This is a genomic window from Thalassobaculum sp., from assembly GCF_040219215.1.
Lineage (GTDB): Bacteria > Pseudomonadota > Alphaproteobacteria > Thalassobaculales > Thalassobaculaceae > Thalassobaculum_A.
In genome coordinates this window covers 223,042-241,757 of the sequence record NZ_JAVJSX010000044.1, presented here as the reverse complement: position 1 = coordinate 241,757, position 18,716 = coordinate 223,042, and the positions used below count along the sequence as shown (strand labels likewise).

At 64.1% G+C, this 18,716-nt stretch carries 16 protein-coding genes; 12 read left to right on the top strand and 4 right to left on the bottom strand.

Going from position 1 to position 18,716, the window contains the following annotated elements:
- Window positions 1–46: 46 nt before the first annotated feature.
- Window positions 47–712 carry a hypothetical protein gene (locus RIC54_RS26360; RefSeq protein WP_350094320.1) on the bottom strand — a complete coding sequence of 222 codons (666 nt, stop codon included), beginning with the start codon at window positions 710–712 and terminating at the stop codon, window positions 47–49.
- 162 nt (window positions 713–874) lie between these two features.
- On the opposite strand from RIC54_RS26360, the gene RIC54_RS26355 reads away from it, so the two are divergent.
- From RIC54_RS26355 to RIC54_RS26345, 3 genes are all read left to right on the top strand, one after another.
- A complete protein-coding gene (locus RIC54_RS26355; protein WP_350094317.1) occupies window positions 875–2,044 on the top strand; it encodes a CaiB/BaiF CoA transferase family protein in 1,170 nt (389 codons plus the stop codon).
- Window positions 2,041–3,570 carry an aldehyde dehydrogenase family protein gene (locus RIC54_RS26350; protein WP_502989693.1) on the top strand — a complete coding sequence of 510 codons (1,530 nt, stop codon included), beginning with the start codon at window positions 2,041–2,043 and terminating at the stop codon, window positions 3,568–3,570. Before RIC54_RS26355 ends, RIC54_RS26350 begins: the two co-directional genes overlap by 4 nt.
- A gap of 90 nt (window positions 3,571–3,660) precedes the next feature.
- Window positions 3,661–6,012 (top strand): penicillin acylase family protein, encoded by a 2,352-nt coding sequence (locus RIC54_RS26345; RefSeq protein ID WP_350094314.1) that lies wholly within the window; start codon window positions 3,661–3,663, stop codon window positions 6,010–6,012.
- A gap of 4 nt (window positions 6,013–6,016) precedes the next feature.
- Here RIC54_RS26345 and RIC54_RS26340 read toward each other — a convergent pair whose 3' ends face one another.
- On the bottom strand, window positions 6,017–6,499 hold the full coding sequence (locus RIC54_RS26340; protein WP_350094311.1) for a hypothetical protein: 483 nt from the start codon (window positions 6,497–6,499) through the stop codon (window positions 6,017–6,019).
- Window positions 6,500–6,843: 344 nt separating this feature from the next.
- Between RIC54_RS26340 and RIC54_RS26335 the strand changes: the two genes are divergently transcribed.
- A complete protein-coding gene (locus RIC54_RS26335; RefSeq protein WP_350094308.1) occupies window positions 6,844–8,082 on the top strand; it encodes a threonine ammonia-lyase in 1,239 nt (412 codons plus the stop codon).
- A 19-nt stretch (window positions 8,083–8,101) separates the two neighbouring features.
- Here RIC54_RS26335 and RIC54_RS26330 read toward each other — a convergent pair whose 3' ends face one another.
- Window positions 8,102–8,578 carry a flavin reductase family protein gene (locus RIC54_RS26330; protein ID WP_350094305.1) on the bottom strand — a complete coding sequence of 159 codons (477 nt, stop codon included), beginning with the start codon at window positions 8,576–8,578 and terminating at the stop codon, window positions 8,102–8,104.
- 213 nt (window positions 8,579–8,791) lie between these two features.
- Between RIC54_RS26330 and motA the strand changes: the two genes are divergently transcribed.
- The 5 genes from motA to RIC54_RS26305 all read left to right on the top strand — a co-directional run bounded on the left by motA (window position 8,792) and on the right by RIC54_RS26305 (window position 14,164).
- Window positions 8,792–9,652: a flagellar motor stator protein MotA gene (motA, locus tag RIC54_RS26325; RefSeq protein WP_350094302.1), complete on the top strand. Its 861-nt coding sequence runs from the start codon at window positions 8,792–8,794 to the stop codon at window positions 9,650–9,652.
- Between the two features lie 86 nt (window positions 9,653–9,738).
- Entirely contained in the window at window positions 9,739–10,860 is a 1,122-nt protein-coding gene (locus RIC54_RS26320) for a flagellar motor protein MotB (RefSeq protein ID WP_350094299.1), read from the top strand.
- A gap of 133 nt (window positions 10,861–10,993) precedes the next feature.
- Window positions 10,994–12,442: a circularly permuted type 2 ATP-grasp protein gene (locus RIC54_RS26315; RefSeq protein WP_502989692.1), complete on the top strand. Its 1,449-nt coding sequence runs from the start codon at window positions 10,994–10,996 to the stop codon at window positions 12,440–12,442.
- Window positions 12,439–13,419: an alpha-E domain-containing protein gene (locus RIC54_RS26310; RefSeq protein ID WP_350094296.1), complete on the top strand. Its 981-nt coding sequence runs from the start codon at window positions 12,439–12,441 to the stop codon at window positions 13,417–13,419. The genes RIC54_RS26315 and RIC54_RS26310 overlap by 4 nt, the downstream gene beginning before the upstream one ends.
- A gap of 13 nt (window positions 13,420–13,432) precedes the next feature.
- Window positions 13,433–14,164 carry an arginyltransferase gene (locus RIC54_RS26305; RefSeq protein WP_350094293.1) on the top strand — a complete coding sequence of 244 codons (732 nt, stop codon included), beginning with the start codon at window positions 13,433–13,435 and terminating at the stop codon, window positions 14,162–14,164.
- A 7-nt stretch (window positions 14,165–14,171) separates the two neighbouring features.
- Here RIC54_RS26305 and RIC54_RS26300 read toward each other — a convergent pair whose 3' ends face one another.
- Window positions 14,172–15,044, bottom strand: a complete 873-nt coding sequence (locus RIC54_RS26300; RefSeq protein WP_350094290.1) for a CgeB family protein — start codon at window positions 15,042–15,044, stop codon at window positions 14,172–14,174.
- A gap of 249 nt (window positions 15,045–15,293) precedes the next feature.
- Here RIC54_RS26300 and RIC54_RS26295 point away from each other — a divergent pair, with 249 nt between their 5' ends.
- From RIC54_RS26295 to RIC54_RS26285, 3 genes are all read left to right on the top strand, one after another.
- Entirely contained in the window at window positions 15,294–16,382 is a 1,089-nt protein-coding gene (locus RIC54_RS26295) for a TRAP transporter substrate-binding protein (RefSeq protein WP_350094287.1), read from the top strand.
- Between the two features lie 175 nt (window positions 16,383–16,557).
- Window positions 16,558–17,106: a TRAP transporter small permease subunit gene (locus tag RIC54_RS26290; protein ID WP_350094284.1), complete on the top strand. Its 549-nt coding sequence runs from the start codon at window positions 16,558–16,560 to the stop codon at window positions 17,104–17,106.
- Entirely contained in the window at window positions 17,099–18,679 is a 1,581-nt protein-coding gene (locus RIC54_RS26285) for a TRAP transporter large permease (RefSeq protein WP_350094281.1), read from the top strand. The genes RIC54_RS26290 and RIC54_RS26285 overlap by 8 nt, the downstream gene beginning before the upstream one ends.
- Window positions 18,680–18,716 lie beyond the last annotated feature (37 nt).

Sequence of the window (18,716 nt, the reverse complement as noted above, 5' to 3'; positions counted from 1 at the left end):
GCGACGACCGGCCCGACGGGCCGGCCGTCACGGTTTCTCGTGCGGTCTAACCGGCCTTCAGATCGGCCAGCAGTTGTTCCCGGCGTTTCTTGATCTCGTTCAGGTCTTTCTCGCAGTGGTCGTCCAGTGCCTTCTCGCCAGGTGACTTCTCATCCTTGCACATCTCCCACCGCAGCCGGTGCCATTCGTCGGTATCGTGGCCGACCTCTGTCGCTCGCCGGGTCACGTATGCCGAGCGGTCGGTGGCCGAAGCTGACGCTCGCGGCGGCAAGTCGACCTTGACCGCATCCGAGAACGCGTACACGTCGGTGCGTTGCGCGGCACCAGTGGCAAGCGCAGGAAGGCCGCCCAAGAGCAGGAACATGGCACCGGTCGCGGCGACGGCACGCTTGCCCTCGGCAGTCTCCTCCGACGCCAGGTAGCGGGTCGTCGGCGAGCCGCCGGCAACCGGGGTACAGACCAGTTCGACCACCCGGGCATTTCGGGGCACGTACAGCGTGCCCGGCACGTCCGTCGTTGCGCTCCAGTCCGACCGCGCCCGCGATCGGTGCATCAGGACAGGATGCGCGGAGCAGCGCGCCGATCCGCCATCCGAACTGAGCGCCACGGGCTGCAGACGGACGTCATCCACCAGTTTCTCACCGTTCTGCGGCGTTGCCGTGCAACCGGCCAGCACCACAGCCAGCCCGGCAGCAATCATAGTACGAGACATACCCCCACCCTCACTGTCATGAAGCGATTCAAACGGCTCTATAAGGCGATTCGTCCATCCCTGGCCACCCGCAGCGTGCGTGCCGTCTCCGTTGCCTTGTCGAGCCTCCGGCTGTGGTCTAAAACCGCCGGAAACCAATGCACGCAGTAGGGAGGCACGCTCATGGCCGCTGACGGCCAATCCGTCCGTACCGGTCCGCTCTCGGGGATCACCGTCGTCGATGTCAGCCGGATCCTTGCCGGGCCCTACTGCACCTTGATGCTCGCCGAACTTGGCGCCCGGGTGATCAAGGTCGAGACCCCGGAGACCGGAGACGACGCCCGCCACTACGGACCGTTCGTGAACGGCAAGTCGGCGTATTTCCAGTCGATCAATCGCGGCAAGGAAAGCATCGCCCTCAATCTCAAGCAGGACGATGACCGCGCGATCTTCGACGACCTGCTGGCGACCGCCGATGTGGTGGTCGAGAACTTCCGGCCTGGTACGATGGAGAAGTTGGGCTACGGCTGGGACACCCTGCACCCGAAATACCCCAAGCTGATCTACGCGGCGGCCTCGGGCTTCGGACACTCCGGCCCGGACATGACCCGACCAGCGTATGACATGGTGGTCCAGGGCATGGGCGGGATCATGAGCGTGACCGGGCATCCCGGCACGCCGCCGACACGCATCGGCATGTCGATCGGCGACATTGGATCCGGCCTGTACACCGCTGTCGGCCTGCTGTCGGCGCTCTATCACCGGACCATGACCGGCGAGGCCACGAAGGTCGACATCGGCATGTTCGACTGCCAGCTTGCCCTGCTGGAGAACGCCGCAATGCGGTACTTCACCTCGGGCGTCGCGCCCGGACCGCTTGGCGCACGTCACCCGTCGATCACCCCGTTCGAGGCGTTCGAGACGGCAGACGGCTACATCATCATCGCCGCCGGCAACGACAGTCTGTTCCGCAAGATGGCCGACGGGCTGGGCCGGCCGGACTGGAAGGACGATCCGCGTTTCGTCAGCAACCCTCTACGGGCTGAGAACGTTGAGACACTGAAGGTCGAGATCGAGGCCGTCCTGAAAGCCGACACCACCGAGCATTGGATGTCGGTCCTGGATGTCGCGGGCGTACCGGCCGGCCCGATCAACAACATCGGCCAGGCGGTCAACTATCCCCAGGCCGCCGCCAGGAACATGATCGTCGATGTCGACGATCCAATCACCGGCCCGATGAAGGTGATCGGCAACCCGATCAAGATTTCCGGCTTTGCCGACCCCACCACCCGCGCTCCGGCCCCGAATCTGGACCAGGACCGCGCAACCATTCTGAAGGAGATCGGACGATGAACCTGATGGTAAGCGATCTCGACTACGGCCAGTCGCCGTCCATCGAGCCGAACCTGGACCCCTATGCCCTGGCCAAGTCACTGTCCGGCCGACACCTGATCGGCGGCAAGCTGGTACCCGCGGCCTCCGGCAAGACCTTCGAGGTGATCTATCCGGCGACCGGTGCGGTGATCGGGTTCGGTGCCGCCGGTGACTCCGAAGATGTCGACCGGGCCGTGAAGTCGTCGACCGAGGCGCAGACGGCCTGGGCCAAGACCCGCGCCCGCGACCGTGGCAAGCTGCTCTATCGGTGTGCCGAAGCGCTGGAGAAGCATGTCGAGGAACTCGGCCGGCTGATCGCGCTGGAGACCGGGAAGGCACTGCGTACCGAAAGCCGGGTCGAAGCCTCGATCTTGGCCGACGCGTTCTACTTCCACGCCGGCCTCGGCTCCGAGTTGAAGGGCGAGACGGTTCCGCACCACCCGGACATGCTGACCATCACCGTGCGCGAGCCTGTAGGCGTGGTCGGGGCGATCATCCCGTGGAACGTGCCGCTGCTGCTGATGGCTCTGAAGATCGCCCCGGCGATCCTCGCCGGAAACGCGGTCATCGTGAAATCGGCCGAGGAAGCGCCGCTGACCGTGCTGCGGGTCTGCCAGATCCTCAACTCAGTGCTGCCGGCCGGCATCTTCAACATGCTCTCGGGCTTCGGCCCTGAGTGCGGCGCGCCGCTGGTCGCGCACCCGAAGGTCGGCAAGATCACCTTCACCGGCTCCGTGGAGACCGGCAAGATCGTCTACAAGACCGCCGCCGACAAACTGATCCCCGTGACCCTGGAGCTCGGCGGCAAGTCGCCGATGATCGTGTTCCCGGACGCCAACGTGGACAAGGCGGTCGATGGCGCGGTGATCGGCATGCGCTTCACCCGTCAGGGCCAGTCCTGCACGGCGGCCAGTCGGATCTTCGTGCACGACAAGGTCTATGACGAGTTCGTCAAGAAGCTGCGCGGCAAGGTCGACGCAATGGTGATGGGCGATCCGCTGGACGAGAAGACCGACATCGGCACCATCATCTCGCCGGAGCAGTTCAAGAAGGTCCAGGGCTACATCGATCACGGCAGGAAGGAGCCCGGCGCCAAGCCGATCGAATGCTCCGCCATGCCGACCGACCCTGCCTTTAAGGACGGTCTGTTCGTCCGCCCGGTGGTGTTCACCGAGATCGGTCACGACAGCCGACTGGCCCGCGAGGAGATCTTCGGTCCGGTGACCTGCATCTTCCGCTGGTCCGACCAGGAGCAGGTGCTGGCCGCGGCCAACGACACCGAGTACGGCCTGGCCGCCACGGTCTGGACCAACGACCTGAAGGCGGCGCTGAGCTTCACCGAGCGACTGGAAGCCGGTTTCGTCCAGGTGAACCAGAACCTGGTCGTCCAGCCCGGCCTCAGCTATGGCGGCGTCAAGAACTCCGGCCTCGGCAAGGAAGCCACGCTGGAGTCGATGCTGGAGCACTTCACCCACAAGAAGACGATCATCTTCAACAAGACCTGACGCGTGACGGCACCGTCGCGTCCCCCGACGAACGGCGGGACCAGTTCTCCGAAAGGACGCTGGTCCCTCCGCCGTCGGCTGGTCGTCGGCTTGGTCCTGGTAGTGCTGGCGCTTAACGCGCTGGCAGCCGGCGGGGTGTGGTGGCTGCAGACCTCTGTTCCGACGATCGACGGCCGAATCGACGGTCTCGCCGGGCTCGACGGTCCGGTCGAGGTGACCCGCGACTCCCGCGGAGTCCTCTACATCAAGGCAGGTACACCGACCGACGCAAGCTATGCGCTCGGTTTCGCGCACGCCCAGGACCGCCTCTGGCAGATGGAGTTGACCCGCCGGATCGGCATGGGGCGGCTTGCGGAGATCGTCGGGGAACCCGGACTCAACGTCGACCGGATGATCCGAACGCTCGGCCTGCACCGCTTGGCAGAGGTCAATCTGCAGCGCCTGTCACCGGAACCGCGCGCCCATGTCGATGCCTATGCGGCGGGCGTGAACGCCTACCTCGACAGCCGGACCGGCGCCCTGCCCCTTGAGTTCATCGCGCTGGGCTTCAATCCGGAACCGTGGCGCCCGGCCGACAGCCTGGTGTGGGGCCGGCTGATGTCACTCCAGCTTGCCGGAAACTGGTTTGGAGAGATCCTGCGGGCACGGATGCTGAAAGCCGGGCTCACGCTGGCCGATCTTGAGATCCTCTGGGCAGCCGGATCCGACGAGACCTCGGCTCCGACCGCGCCATCACTGGCGGGAACCGAGGCCGTCGATGCGATCAAGTTGGCCGGCCTAGCCGATGCCCTGCCGTCTGAAGTTGCGCCCCGCCTCGCCTCGAACGTCTGGGCCCTGTCCGGATCGCGCACGCCGACCGGCAAGCCCGTGCTGGCCGGCGATCCGCACCTGGCGCTGACCGATCCAGTTCATTGGACCCTGGCTCGCATCGAGGCGCCCGGCTATCGGCGGGTCGGTGCGTTCGTGCCCAGCGTGCCGTTCCTGGTCATCGGCCACAACGGACGCGTCGCCTGGTCGATGACCACCACCCCGTCCGACACCCAGGACCTGTTCGTGGAGAAGATCGATCCGGCAGACCCTGCGCGCTATCTCACGCCCGATGGCACAGCGGCTTTCGAGACCCGCATCGAGAGAATTCGCGCCGGTGACACGATGGTCGAGCAGACCGTGCGCTCGACCCGGCACGGGCCGGTCGTCTCAGACGCGATGGCGACTGCAGGCGCTGCCACACCGAACGGCGCGGTTCTGGCGCTGGCTTCTCCAGTACTCCGTGAGGACGACGATACCGCCGAGGCGCTGTTCCGGATGGCGGCGTCGACGAACGCCTCTGAGTTCATCAGCGCTCTTCACGGCTTCCACGCGCCCCAGCAGAACGTTGCGTTTGCCGATTCCGATGGCCGCATCGGCCTGATCTCAGCCGGCCGGGTTCCAATTCGGCGATCCGGCAACGGTTTCCTGCCGTCGGCCGGTTGGACCGGCGAGCAGGACTGGATGGGGTGGGCGCCGTTCCATGCCTTGCCTGCGACCGTCGATCCGGCGGGCGGCGCGCTGGTGAATGCCAACAACCGCGTGATTGGTATCGATCCCGGACTATACCTGGGCCGCGAGTTCGACGCCCCCTACCGCGCCGAACGGATCATCGAACGCCTTCGCGACACTGACGGCTCGGTCATTGCGATGTCGTCGATCCAGTCCGACACGGTGTCGCTGTTTGCCCGCGACCTTGTGCCCGTGCTGTTGCAAACGATCGGACACACCGCACCCGACTCCGTCACAAAGGCGGCAATCGACCTGCTGCGCACCTGGGACGGCGACATGGCACTGGATCGACCCGAACCGGTCGTCTTTGCGGCCTGGATCGATGTCCTGCACCAACGGCTGTTCGCCGACGATCTCGGCCCGCTCATGCCTCAGTACAGTCGGATCCGAGCCGAAACCATGTTGAAGGTACTGACGGCAGAGCGGCGCTGGTGCGACGACCAGCGCACCGAAGCGGTGGAGAGCTGCTCGGACATCGCCGCCGGTGCGCTGTCGGAGGCAATGGCGACCATGACACGCCAGTTCGGCGGCGACGTTGCAAAGTGGCGCTGGGGCGATGCCCATCACGCGGAATTCGAACACCGGGTCTGGAGCCGGGTCCCGGTTCTCGATCGCCTTCTTCAGCGACGCTCGGAGACCGGTGGCGGCGACTACACCGTCAGCCGGGGCAGTTGGTCGCGCGCTGACAAGCCGGCGTTCAAGCACGCTCACGGTGCGTCGCTGCGGGTGGTCTACGATCTGTCGGATCTGGATCGTTCGGGGTTCGTAGCGGCGCTCGGCCCGTCGGGGAACCCATTCTCACCATTCTATTCAACCTGGCAGCCCGACTGGACTTCCGGTCGGCTGTTCGAGATACCCGAGCAACCGGAAACCCCGCACGCCATCCTGCGGTTGGAGCCGTAGAGCGCTAGAATCGTACCTTCGCACCGACCACGAACTTCTGATCGAGCCGGCTCTCACCGAGCCGCCCTTCCCGATCGTTCTCGCCGACATACAGCGCCTGATATGCCGCCGACACCGCCCACGTGTCACCGAGATCGAAATCGGCGCCAAAGCCGATGTGCGCGGTTGCCGCCATCTCGTCCCGGACGCTTGGGTCGACGGTTCCCGCCGCACCCGGTGCACCATCGATTCCGAGATAACTGACGCCCACACCACCGACGATTCGCGGTGTCACCAGGGTACCGGTCTGGAAGTCGTAGGTTCCCGACACCATCAAGGCGCGATCGTCCAAGCGCTCGGTTCGCGGCGACGTCGGCCCGGACGTGAAGGCCATCATCTCATTGCCGGATATCTGGGAAAACACGACGCCGAAATCGACGCGGCCTGCTCTCGGATCAAATGTGAGGTAGTCGCGAAGGGTCTTGGGGCTGTCGTCGGTTCCGCCCACGACATACCAATCTCCGGCGGGCGGTTTGGCTTCGTCGGCAAAGGACGTCCCGGCGAAACACACCACAGCGGCAACCGCCAAAGCAGCCGAAAGCGCAGCAGATACTGGTCGTTGGGCCGATGCAGCCACTTCGCCGCCCTCCGCGTCACGGCGGCGACCGGGAAGCCGGGTGCGCTGCCATGCGTCACTTTCCCCACCCTCCCGATCAAGATGTATCACGAGCGGTGTCGAATGCCAACGTGAGTCAAGGTCTTCACGGGATAGACTACGGCCGTCTTCCTAATGAATCCTTTCGAGCGGCGGACAAATTGTTCGTTGCTGAAACATAGACGTGAGAATGAGCAATGCCGTTTCCGGTCGATCTGCACGCGATCCAGAGTGCCGCCAGCCTCATTCGCGGTTCCGTGGTCCACACGCCCACCGTGGCCAGTCCCACCCTTTCCCGGATGTTCGGCTGCCGCCTTTCGCTGAAACTGGAGACCCAGCAGCACACCAGTTCCTTCAAGGAGCGTGGCGCTCTGGTGAAGCTGTCGGGCCTCGACGCAGACGAGCGCCGCCGAGGCGTGATCGCCATGTCGGCCGGCAACCACGCCCAAGGCGTGGCCTACCACGCGGCACGCCTGGGTATTCCGGCCACCATCGTCATGCCGGAAACCACGCCCTTCTCGAAGGTCGAACGCACGCGCGCGCATGGCGCGCAGGTCGTTCTGCGCGGCCGGACCCTGGCGGACTGCCGAGCTGAGACGGAACGATTGGTCGCCGAGAAGGGGTTCGTTCTGGTTCATCCCTACGACGACCCGGACATCATCCGGGGCCAGGGGACAATCGGGCTGGAGGTTCTCGACGCCGTACCGGATGTCGACACGCTTCTGGTCCCGATCGGCGGCGGCGGCCTCATCAGCGGCATTGCGATAGCAGCCAAAGCCTTGAAACCCGCAATCACCATCGTCGGAGTGCAGGTTGACAGCTTCCCATCCATGGTCGAGGCGCTGGGCGGGCTCCCTCCGACTTCCGGTGGCTCGACCCTGGCCGAGGGCATCGCGGTCAAGCATCCCGGCGGGCTGACCCAGGCGATCGTATCCGAGTTGGTCGATCACATCGTCGTGGTCCCGGAACGCGCGATCGAGCGCGCGGTACAACTCCTGATCGAGGAGCAGAGGCTGGTGGTCGAAGGGGCGGGTGCGGCGGGCATCGCTGCGTTGATCCATGAGCCCGAACGGTTCGCCGGACAGCGGGTCGCGACGGTTATCTGCGGCGGCAACATCGACTCCCGTATCCTGGCCTCGGTGATGATGCGTGGCCTGGTGCGCGACGGCCGCCTGGTGAGGCTGCGGATCGAGATCTCCGACGAACCCGGGGTTTTGGCCACGGTCGCGCAGGTCATCGGCGAAACCGGCGGCAATATCGTTGAGATCTACCACCAGCGGCTGTTTCAGGACGTTCCGGTCAAGCAGGCCGATCTCGACGCCGTCATCGAGACCCGCAATGCCGACCACGTACGCGAGATCCTGGCTCGGTTCGCCGAACTCGGCATGCCGGCGAGGCTGCTCGGAACCAGTGCGATCGACGGTGCCGTGATCTGACCGCCGCCGGACAGGGCGATCACGTCAAGCCGCGGTAGCCGCCCCGCCAGTAGACCAGTGGCGGCGAGTCGACGATGACCTCTGCCCGCAGCACACGCCCGACCAGGATGACGTGGTCGCCGCCATCGTGACGCGCGTGAAGCCGGCAATCGAGCGCCGCCAAGGCGTGGGCCAGAACCGGAGCGCCGGTTTCCCATTCAACCGTCTGGTCCTCCACGAACCGCTCAGCCGCCGGGTCGGCGAAGCGATTGGACACCGGGGCATGGTCGTTGCCGAGGATGTTGACGGCGAAACAGTCCGTCGCTGCAAATGCCGGTCCGCTTCCCGCCTGCCGATCCAGGCAGAACAGCACCAGGGGCGGATCGAGCGAGACCGAGGTGAAACTGTTTACTGTCAGGCCGACCGGATACCCGTCGGGGCCGCGCGTGGTTACGATCGCGACTCCCGTCGCGTAGCGCCCCAGGACGGCCCGAAACGCGGTCGGATCAATGGACATGCTGGGCCCCGAATGGCGGACGATGCCCGCTCTACATATCGCGTGCCCTGCTTCGATTCAAATCCACGGGACTCGATGTGCTATACACACCATTCGAATTGATACGAATGTCCAATGGTTTGCCGCTTCATCTTGGCAAATCAGCTAAGTTAGCGAATTATCAATACGTCGCGGGGAAGATGCCCCACGGGAAATCGGATACAGGAGCCGATCATGTTCGTGATCATCGGCTGGGTCGTCGTGACGGTTTCGGTGCTCGGCGGCTATATGGCGATGGGCGGCAAGCTCGGGCCGCTGTGGCAGCCTTTTGAGCTCGTGATCATCGGCGGCGCCGGGGTCGGCGCGTTCATTGTCGCCAATCCCAAATACATCCTGAGCAAGGCCGGCTACGGCTTCAAGGCGGCGCTGAAAGGCCCGAAGTACAGCAAGGAAGACTATCTGGAACTGCTGTCCCTGCTCTATGCGATCTTCAAGCTCGCCAAGACCAAGGGAATGTTGGCGATCGAAGCGCATATCGAGAGGCCTGAGGAAAGCAGTCTGTTCCAGGCGTTTCCGAAGTTCTCTGCGGACCATCACGCGATGGACTTCCTGTGTGACTACCTCCGGATGATGACTCTGGGCACCGACAATCCGCATGAGCTTGCGGACCTTTTGGACGAGGAGCTCGAGACGCACCACGCCGAGGACGCGCAGGTCCAGAGCGCCTACCAGACAATGGGTGACGGTTTCCCGGCCTTGGGAATCGTTGCGGCGGTGCTTGGTATCATCAAGACCATGAGCTCGATTACCGAACCGCCGGAGGTGCTGGGCAAGCTGATCGGTGGCGCGCTCGTCGGTACGTTCCTTGGAATTCTGCTGGCATACGGTTTCGTGAGCCCGTTGTCCGCGACCATGGGCGCGGTGTTCACCGCCGACGCCAAGTATCTCGGCTGCATCCGAGCTGGACTTCTGGCCCATGTATCCGGCTACGCGCCGGCGGTGTCAGTCGAATTCGCCCGCAAGGCCCTGATGTCCAAGGACCGCCCGTCGTTCTTCGAGGTGGAAGAAGCGGTGGCGGCGCTGCCGCCGGTCTGATCCGGTTCGGGCGGCTCGCGCGCCCGATCATGGCCCCGGCCTTGCATGGTCGTCGGCGATTACAGACTTGAAGAAGGTGCCGGTCGGTGGACAACCACGCGACAATCGTAATCAAGAAGGTCAAGAAAGGTGGTCATGGCGGCCACCACGGTGGCGCCTGGAAAGTCGCCTATGCCGACTTCGTGACTGCAATGATGGCCTTCTTCCTCCTGTTGTGGCTGCTCAACGCCACGACGGAGGAGCAAAAGATGGGTATCTCGAACTACTTCGATCCGACGGCGATATCGCGCTCTACACGTTCGGGCTCCGGCGGCCTCCTGGGCGGCACGTCGATCACGGTACCCGGTGCGTTGAAGTCACCCAGTTCGCCGCCGCAGATCTCCACTCCCCAGGTGGCGCGGCCGCAGGCTGAGCGCACTGAATCCCTCGATCCTGATTCTGACGACCCCGAGAACATCGAGTCCCGTCTCGGCTCGCGAGAGGACGAAGAGGGCACGGTCAACCAGGAAGTCGTCGAGCAGTTGATGCGCGAACGCGAGCAGCAGCAGTTCGAGGAAGCCGAAGCGGCGATCAAGGAGGCGATCGAGAAGTCTCCAGAGCTTTCGGATGTCGCGGAGTCCATCAAGGTCGACGCCACGCCCGAAGGCCTGCGCATCCAGCTGATCGATCAGGAACGGATCGCACTGTTCCCCAACGGCAGCGCGTCGATGTACGAGCAGACCCGCAAGCTGCTGGTCAAGGTCGCGGAAGTGGTTGCCGCCCTCCCCAACAAGATCGAGATCACCGGGCACACCGATTCAAAGCAGTTCTCGCCGGGATCGACCTATACCAACTGGGATTTGTCATCCGATCGCGCCAACGCATCCCGACGGGTCATGGTGGCCAACGGCATCGACGAGAATCGCATCGATGAAGTGGTCGGCAAGGCCGATCGCGATCCACTGGTGGCCGAGGATCCATCCGATCCGACCAACCGTCGCATCAGCATCATCCTGAAGCATCTGTCGTCCAGCGACACCGGGGCCATGAAAGCCGCCGAGGCTGAAGCCCGGAAGCGCGCGGGCCAGGCGGCCGGCGCGCCGACCGGCACGCCCGCTCCTGGCGCTCAGCAGGATGATCGTGGTGGGCCCGCTGCACCGGCCCGTCCGAACGTTCCCCGTGCCGAGGACCGCGGCGGTCCCGCGGTTCCGGCACGCGCCGGCGGTTGAACCATTTGTCCGGTTCTCGATACTTCGAACGGCCGGCCCGTTGTGATCGGATGCCTTTGCACTTAGCCTTGAGGCGAATGAGCGGCATTCCGGTGCCTGCAGCGCATCATCGGTTGGCTGACACGGGGAGACCATGAACGACGGCGTCGATCTGCTTACGGCCTATGACCGACAGGGTCACTGGTGCGAAATGTTCGGTGGCGACGGTGCGCCGGCCGAGCATGCGTCGATGGTCCGGGATCGCCTCGGTGGCGTGACCCTATCCGACCTCGTCCGGCGCTCGGACATCGCTGAACGCGAGCTTTACAACCTGGGGATCACCTTCACGGTGTACTCCGAGCGCGACGTCATCGATCGCATCCTGCCGTTCGACGTCATTCCGCGCATCATCTCACCGCGCGACTGGGACATCATCGAGCGCGGATCAAAACAACGCGTCAATGCCATCAACCTGTTCCTGCACGACGTCTATCACGAGGCGCACATCCTCAAGGACGGCACGGTGCCGGCCGAACTGATCTACGGCAACGCCTACTACCGCGAACAAATGCGCGGCATTGCCGTTCAGCACGGATCTTACGTGAACGTGTGCGGTGTCGATCTGGTGCGAGACCAGTTCGGGCAGTTCAAGGTCCTGGAGGACAACGCCCGTACGCCGTCCGGCGTGTCCTACGTCGTCGAGAACCGCCACATGATGCAGCGGACATTCCCGGACCTCATGGCCGAGATCGGCATCAGGCCGGTCAGCGACTACGGCCAGAAGCTGCTTGAGGCGGTTGCCGACCTCGCACCGAGCGCAGTTCCGGATCCGCAGGTCGTTCTGCTGTCGCCGGGCGTATTCAACTCGGCCTATTTCGAGCACGTGTTCCTGGCCCGGGAAATGGGCGTGCCGCTGGTCGAGGGCTCCGATCTGCTGGTCGAGGACGATCGCGTATGGATGCGAACGACCGCCGGAAAGGCGCCGGTCCATTCGATCTACCGCCGGCTCGACGATGCGTTCCTCGACCCCGATGTGTTCAATCCAGAGAGCATGCTGGGTGTTCCGGGCCTGTTCGGCGCCTACGCAAAAGGCAATGTCGGTCTGGCGAACGCCGTCGGCACCGGTTGTGCCGACGACAAGGCTGTCTACGCCTACATGCCGCGCATCATCCGCTACTACCTGGATGAGGATCCGATCCTCGACAACGTCGACACGCACATCTGCCGGGAACGCGAGGGTCTGGCCTACACGTTGTCAAATCTCGAGAATCTCGTGGTCAAGCCTGTCGGGGAATCCGGCGGGTACGGCATCGTGATCGGCCCGCGCGCCACCAAGGAGGAGATCGACGACATCCGGGTCAAGCTCGAGGCCAATCCCGCCAACTTCATCAGCCAGCCGATGATCGACCTCTCGGTCTGCCCGACCTTGATCGACGGCATGATCGAGCCGCGCCATGTCGACCTGCGGCCTTTCGTGGTGACCGGGCAGTCCTGCTGGGTGCTCCCCGGCGGCCTGACGCGGGTTGCCCTGCGCCGCGGATCCCTGGTGGTGAACTCAAGCCAAGGCGGCGGTTCCAAGGATACTTGGGTGCTTGAGCCATGACGATCGGAACGAACCTCCTGCTCGCCCGCTACGCCGACTGCGCCTTCTGGCTGGGCCGCTACGTCGAGCGCGCCGAAAGTCTGGCTCGAATTCTGGACGTCAACCTTCACTTCTCCCGGGACTCGCGTGGCAGCCAGAACTGGCGGTCCATCGTCCAGCTCAATGCCGACGAGGAGAGGTTCGACAAGGCGTATGACGTCGCGTCCTACGCCAACGTCGTTCATTTCTATGCCCTGGATCGCGACAACCCGACGTCCATCATCTCGGCCATCCGGGCCGCCAAGGAAAACGCCCGGTCGCTCCGCCCGATGATTTCAACGGAGATGTGGAGCCACCTCAACGTCTTCAACAATCTGATGAACGCCCTGACGCCGGACGACCTGAAGCCGAGCGAGCTGTCACGGGTGTGCGCATTCATCAAAGAGGAGTGTCAGACCCACACTGGAATCACCGAGGGCACGTTCTTTCGGGATCAGTCCTGGTTCTTCTACCTGATCGGCCGGCAGGTCGAGCGGGCCGACCAGACCACCCGCCTGCTCGACATCAAATACCATCTGCTGCTGCCCGCCGACCAACGCGTCGGCAGCCCGGTCGACGTCAGCCAATGGAATGCGCTTCTACGGTCGGTGGCAGGCTATCACGCATTCCGGCGTGTCCATCCGCGCGGCATGTCTCCCAAACAGGTGGCGACCTTCCTGCTGTTCAACATGAGCTTCCCGCGATCCATCGCCTTGTGCCTGTCCGAGATCGACGGCCATCTGCACCATTTGAAGGCTGGGTTCGGTCTGCGGGCCGGGAACGTCTCGATGGAACTGCTGGACGAAGCCCGTGCGGCCTTGGCCGGACACAACCAGGACAGCGTCGTGCAGTTCGGCCTTCATGAGTTCTCCGACTATCTGCAACGGCAGCTCATCGCGATCACGGCGGCAGTGCGGCAGGAATTCTGCGGTGTCGTCCCAGACTCCGACGCAGATTGAGGCGCCGGCACTCATGCTTGACGCCACTCTCGCCCCACCGCTGACGTTCTTCCACACCTTGCCGATGCCGTGTCCGTATCTGCCGGGGCTGCAGGAGCGCCGGCTGGTGTGCGATCTGTCGACCCGCCGCGGACGCCATGCCCACGACCAGTTGGCGAAGGCCGGGTTCCGGCGCACCCAGCACCTCGCCTACCGCCCGGCCTGCGCCAGTTGCTCGGCCTGCGTACCCGTCCGCCTGCGGACCACCGACTTTCGCTGGACCCGTGGACACCGCCGGGTGCTCAAGGCAAACGCCGATCTGCGTTGCGAGGTCGTTCCGAACGAGGCGACCCGCGAGCAGTTCGAGTTGTTCGAACGCTACCAGGTCGGCCGTCATGGCGACGGCGAGATGGCACTGATGGACTATCCGGACTATGCCGCGATGGTCGAACGCTCGCCGATCGAGACCGGCTTGCTCGAGTATCGCGATGCCCGGGACAATCTGTGGGCCGCCATGCTGATCGACCGGCAGGATGACGGCTTGTCCGCCGTGTACAGCTTCTTCGAGCCCGGGGCCGACAAGCGCGCGCTGGGCCGCTTCATGATCCTCGATCTGGTACGCCACACGGCAGCGCAGGGACTGCCATACGTGTATCTGGGTTACTGGGTCGGTGGCAGTCGCAAGATGGCCTACAAGACCAGCTACCAGCCCGTTGAATGCCTGTCCGGGGACGGCTGGACGGAATTGGACAGCGACGCCGCCTGACGATCGGCTATCGCACGAGCGCCTGATCGATCGCGGCCGATAGGGTCTCGACCATCGTCCAACCGCTGACCCGGTCATACGCCTCATTGCCGAGCCGCCGCCAGCTTCCGTCGGCCACGATAGCCTTGCAGGCCTCGACCATCCTATCGGTAGAGATGACCGGGTGTGCCGCCGTGAGATAGCCGTCCGCGTCCGGCACGGTGTTCGAGACACAGCAGAGCCGGTTGTTGGCAAGGTAGACCACACGCTGCGGGCTCACATGGTCGGCATGCGCCAGGTTCAGGTTGATCTTGGCGCGTGCGATTCGAGCGTTGCGGATCAGTTCGTGCGGCGCCTGGGACGAACCGTCCAGCACGTCGGTCACCAGACCGGCCGAGCGCAACGCCTGAAGGGTGCGCCGGCGTTCCGGATAGGGTTCGACATCACCGAAGAAGAACACGTCGACCGGCCGGTCCGGTAGATCCGCTACCTCCTCCAGCTGAGGGTGAACCCCGTACCGTAGCCAGAGCGGCTGCGGTGAGATCGCGCGGTAGCGCTCGACATCCTGCTTGAACAGGCACAGCACGGCACTTGCCGATTCGAAGAACGCCCGGAACGCGCCGACGTCGTCCGCCGCATCGGCCGACTGTCCGTGGGAGAAGCCATCGAACGTCTCAATGCCCAGAACGACATAGGGTTGCCGGCGGCGGCGCAGTTCCTCGACCAGGCCAGGAACTCGGAACGCCATTGGAGGTACGATGATCGTCAGCGCCGCGTTCCCGATCTGGTTCTGCGAAACGGTGACGTCGTGCCCGGCCCCGACGAGCCCGTGATAGAGCAGCGCAATCGCGTTGCGGTACATGTTGAAGCGGCTTCCAACACAGCACAGATCGATCCGCATGACGCTACCCGCTCAGGGTTGTTTGGCGACGGCGCACTGTGTAGGAGCGCCACCGCGGGTTCAACACCGGCACTTTCCGGTGACGGTGATCGACCGCCGGTCGCTTGTTGCACCGCGAAGCCCCTTCACTATAATCCGCGCAACCTGCGTGGTTCAGGGCCACGTGCCGCTCGGTCGCTGATCGGATGGCAGAATGGGGGAAAATCCGAGCGCCAAGGCGCCGGACGGCAACACGGATGGGAGAACACCATGAAGCGTCGTTCATTTCTTGCCGGAGCAAGCGTAGCCGGCCTCGCCGCTGCTTCGCTTGCCACACCGGCAATCGCGCAGGGCAAGCGCGAGCTCAAGCTCGTCACGACCTGGCCCAAGAACTTCCCGGGGCTTGGCACCGCTGCCCAGCGTCTGGCCGACAACATCACGGCGATGACCGACGGTCAGCTGACCATCAAGCTCTTCGCCGCCGGCGAGCTTGTTCCACCGTTCCAGAGCTTCGACGCGGTATCGAGCGGCACTGCCGACATGTACCACGGCGCCGAGTACTACTGGCAGGGCAAGAGCAAGGCGTTCAACTTCTTCGCCGCGGTGCCGTACGGCATGACCGCCGACGAACTGCACGCCTGGATCTACTGGGGCGGCGGTCAGGAAGTGTGGGACAAGGTTGCGGCCCCGTTCAAGATCAAGGCCTTCCTGTCCGGGAATACCGGTGTCCAGATGGGCGGCTGGTACAACAAGGAAATCAACACCATTGAGGACCTCAAGGGCCTCAAGTTCCGCATGCCCGGCCTCGGCGGCGAAGTTATGCGGCGCCTCGGCGTTGCCATCGTCAATCTTCCCGGCGGCGAAATCTTCCCGGCGCTGCAGTCGGGTGCCATCGACGGCACCGAGTGGGTGGGCCCGTGGAACGATCTGGCGTTCGGTTTCTACAAGGTCGCCAAGTTCTACTACTACCCGGGCTTCCACGAGCCGGGCACGTCGAACAGCCTCGGCATCAACACCGATGTGTGGGAAAGCTTCACCGCGACCCAGAAGACGATCGTGCAGACCGCCTGCATGGCCGAGGCCAACCGGTCGCTCGCCGAGTTCAATGCCAAGAACGGCGATGCGCTCCAGACGCTCCTCACCAAGCACGGCGTGAAGCTCAAGAAGTTCTCCGACGACGTTCTGAACGCGTTCGGCACGGCCTCCGGTGAAGTCATGGCCGAAACCGGCCAGGGCGATGCCGCGACCAAGGAGGTCTATGAGAGCTTCCTGGCGAGCCGCAAGAACTCGATCGGCTGGTCGAAGCTGGCGGAAGAGTCCTACTTCGCGGCCCGCCGTCTGAACTTCAAGTACGGCTGATCCCGACAGGGCGGCTGCCGCCCTGTACGCTTAGATCGGGACCCCGCGACATCAGCCGCGGGGTCCCGTCATTCTGGCTGACGGATTGAAAGCGCCGGACCGGACGGTTTGCGCTATAAGGCCCGGCAAGATACCGACCTGTAGGGTCGGTCACTGGTCGTGAAAGGGGTGTCTCGTGCACGAACTCGGCAAAGTCGCCGCCGCAGTGGACCGGATGAACGACTGCATAGGACGAGCGACCGCTTGGATCGCGATCACGATGGTCGTCGTCCAGTTCATCGTGGTGGTCATGCGGTATGTCTTCGGTATCGGCTCCATCATGATGCAGGAGTCGGTTACCTACATGCACGGCATCCTCTTCATGATCGGCGCAGGCTACACCCTGCTGCACGACGGACACGTCCGTGTCGATATTTTCTACCGTGATGCCAAAGACCGCACCAAAGCGCTTGTCGATCTGTTCGGCTCACTGCTGCTGCTGTTCCCGGTCATCATCCTGATCTTCATCGCCTCCTATCCCTATGTCGTACAGGCCTGGGCCAGCATGGAAGGCTCGGTGGAGACCAGCGGCATCCCGGCGGTCTACCTGCTGAAATCAATCATCCTTGTGTTCTGCGTTCTGCTGGGACTGCAAGGCGTGTCGCTGTTCATCCGCAGCCTGATTACCGTGATGGGCGGAACGCCGATCGCGCATCACGACGACCGGAGTGTGCCCCATGGATAACGAAGCGGCCCTCCTCTCGATCATTATGTTTGTCTGTGCATGCGGGGTCCTGCTGTGCGGATTTCCGGTGGCTCTGTCGCTCGGCGGCAGCGCTTTGCTGTTCGGCCTGCTGGCTCTGGGCCTCGGCCATTTCGATGCCTCGTTCTTCTTCTTCATCCCGCAGCGCGTGTTCGGCACCATGACCAACGACGTGCTGCTGGCGGTGCCGCTCTTCGTGTTCATGGGCGTCATGCTCGAACGCTCCAAGGTTGCCGAGGAGTTGCTCGAGACCATGGGCAAGCTGTTCGGCAAGCTGCGTGGCGGGCTGGGTATCGCGGTCTGCGTGGTCGGTGCGCTGCTGGCGGCGTCTACCGGGATCGTCGGCGCCACCGTCGTCACCATGGGCCTGCTGTCGCTGCCGACCATGCTGAAGCGCGGGTACAACACCGAGTTGTCCTGCGGCGTCATCTGCGCGTCCGGCACGCTCGGCCAGATCATTCCGCCGTCGATCGTTCTCGTCCTGCTCGGTGACCAGATATCCAACGCCTACACGGATGCCCAGCGGGAAGCCGGCAACTGGTCTCCCGAACCCGTCTCGGTCGGCGACTTGTTCGCCGGCGCGCTGTTGCCCGGCCTGATGCTCGTCGGCATGTATATGCTCTATGTGACGATCGTCGCGATCGTGCGTCCGAAGGCTGCCCCGGCGATCGTCGACCTTGAAGACGCCGACGATCCCAAGTTCTGGGGCAACGTGTTCCACGCGTTCGTACCGCCGATCGTCCTGATCGTCGCCGTGCTCGGCTCGATCCTGGCTGGGGTGGCAACTCCCACGGAAGCCGCGGCAGTTGGCGCCGTCGGCTCGCTGATGCTTGCCGGCATTCGCCTTGATGAAAGCCATGGCTGGCCGATCTACCTGTCGGCCCTGTCCCTGGTCCTGATGCTCGTCCTGTCGTCGACGTTCGACCTGCGGATCAATAGAGACGTGATCCCGGCTACGGACATGGTCGCGGTGGTGGCGGCGGCCGGTGCGTGCCTCGTGCTGATCTGGGGTATCCTCGTCTGCCTGTCCCGCACCTATCAGCAAGGCATCCTGGTCGACGTCAACCGTGCGACGCTCAAGGTCTCGTCGATGGTCTTCGTCATCCTGATCGGCGCCGCACTCTTCGGCCTGGTGTTCAAGGGCCTCGGCGGCGACCAGTACGTGAAGGACATGCTTCACTCCCTGCCCGGCGGTGTCTGGGGCGGGATCCTGGTGGTCATGCTGGTGATGTTCGTCCTGGGCTTCTTCCTGGACTTCATCGAGATCGTGTTCGTGGTGGTTCCAATCGTCGCGCCGGCGCTGTTCCTGCTCGACCCGGAGATGTCGCCGGTCTGGCTCGGCGTGCTGATGGCGATGAACCTTCAGACGTCATTCCTGACGCCGCCGTTCGGATTTGCCCTGTTCTACCTGCGTGGGGTGGCGCCGCCGGAGGTCACGACGATGCACATCTACCGCGGCATCATCCCGTTCGTGCTGATCCAGATCGGCGCGCTGGGCATGCTCGCGATGTTCCCGTCGCTGGCGACCTGGCTGCCAAAAATCGTGTTCGGGTGAGCGAGGCGATTGGATGCGCGATTCCTCAGACGGATCG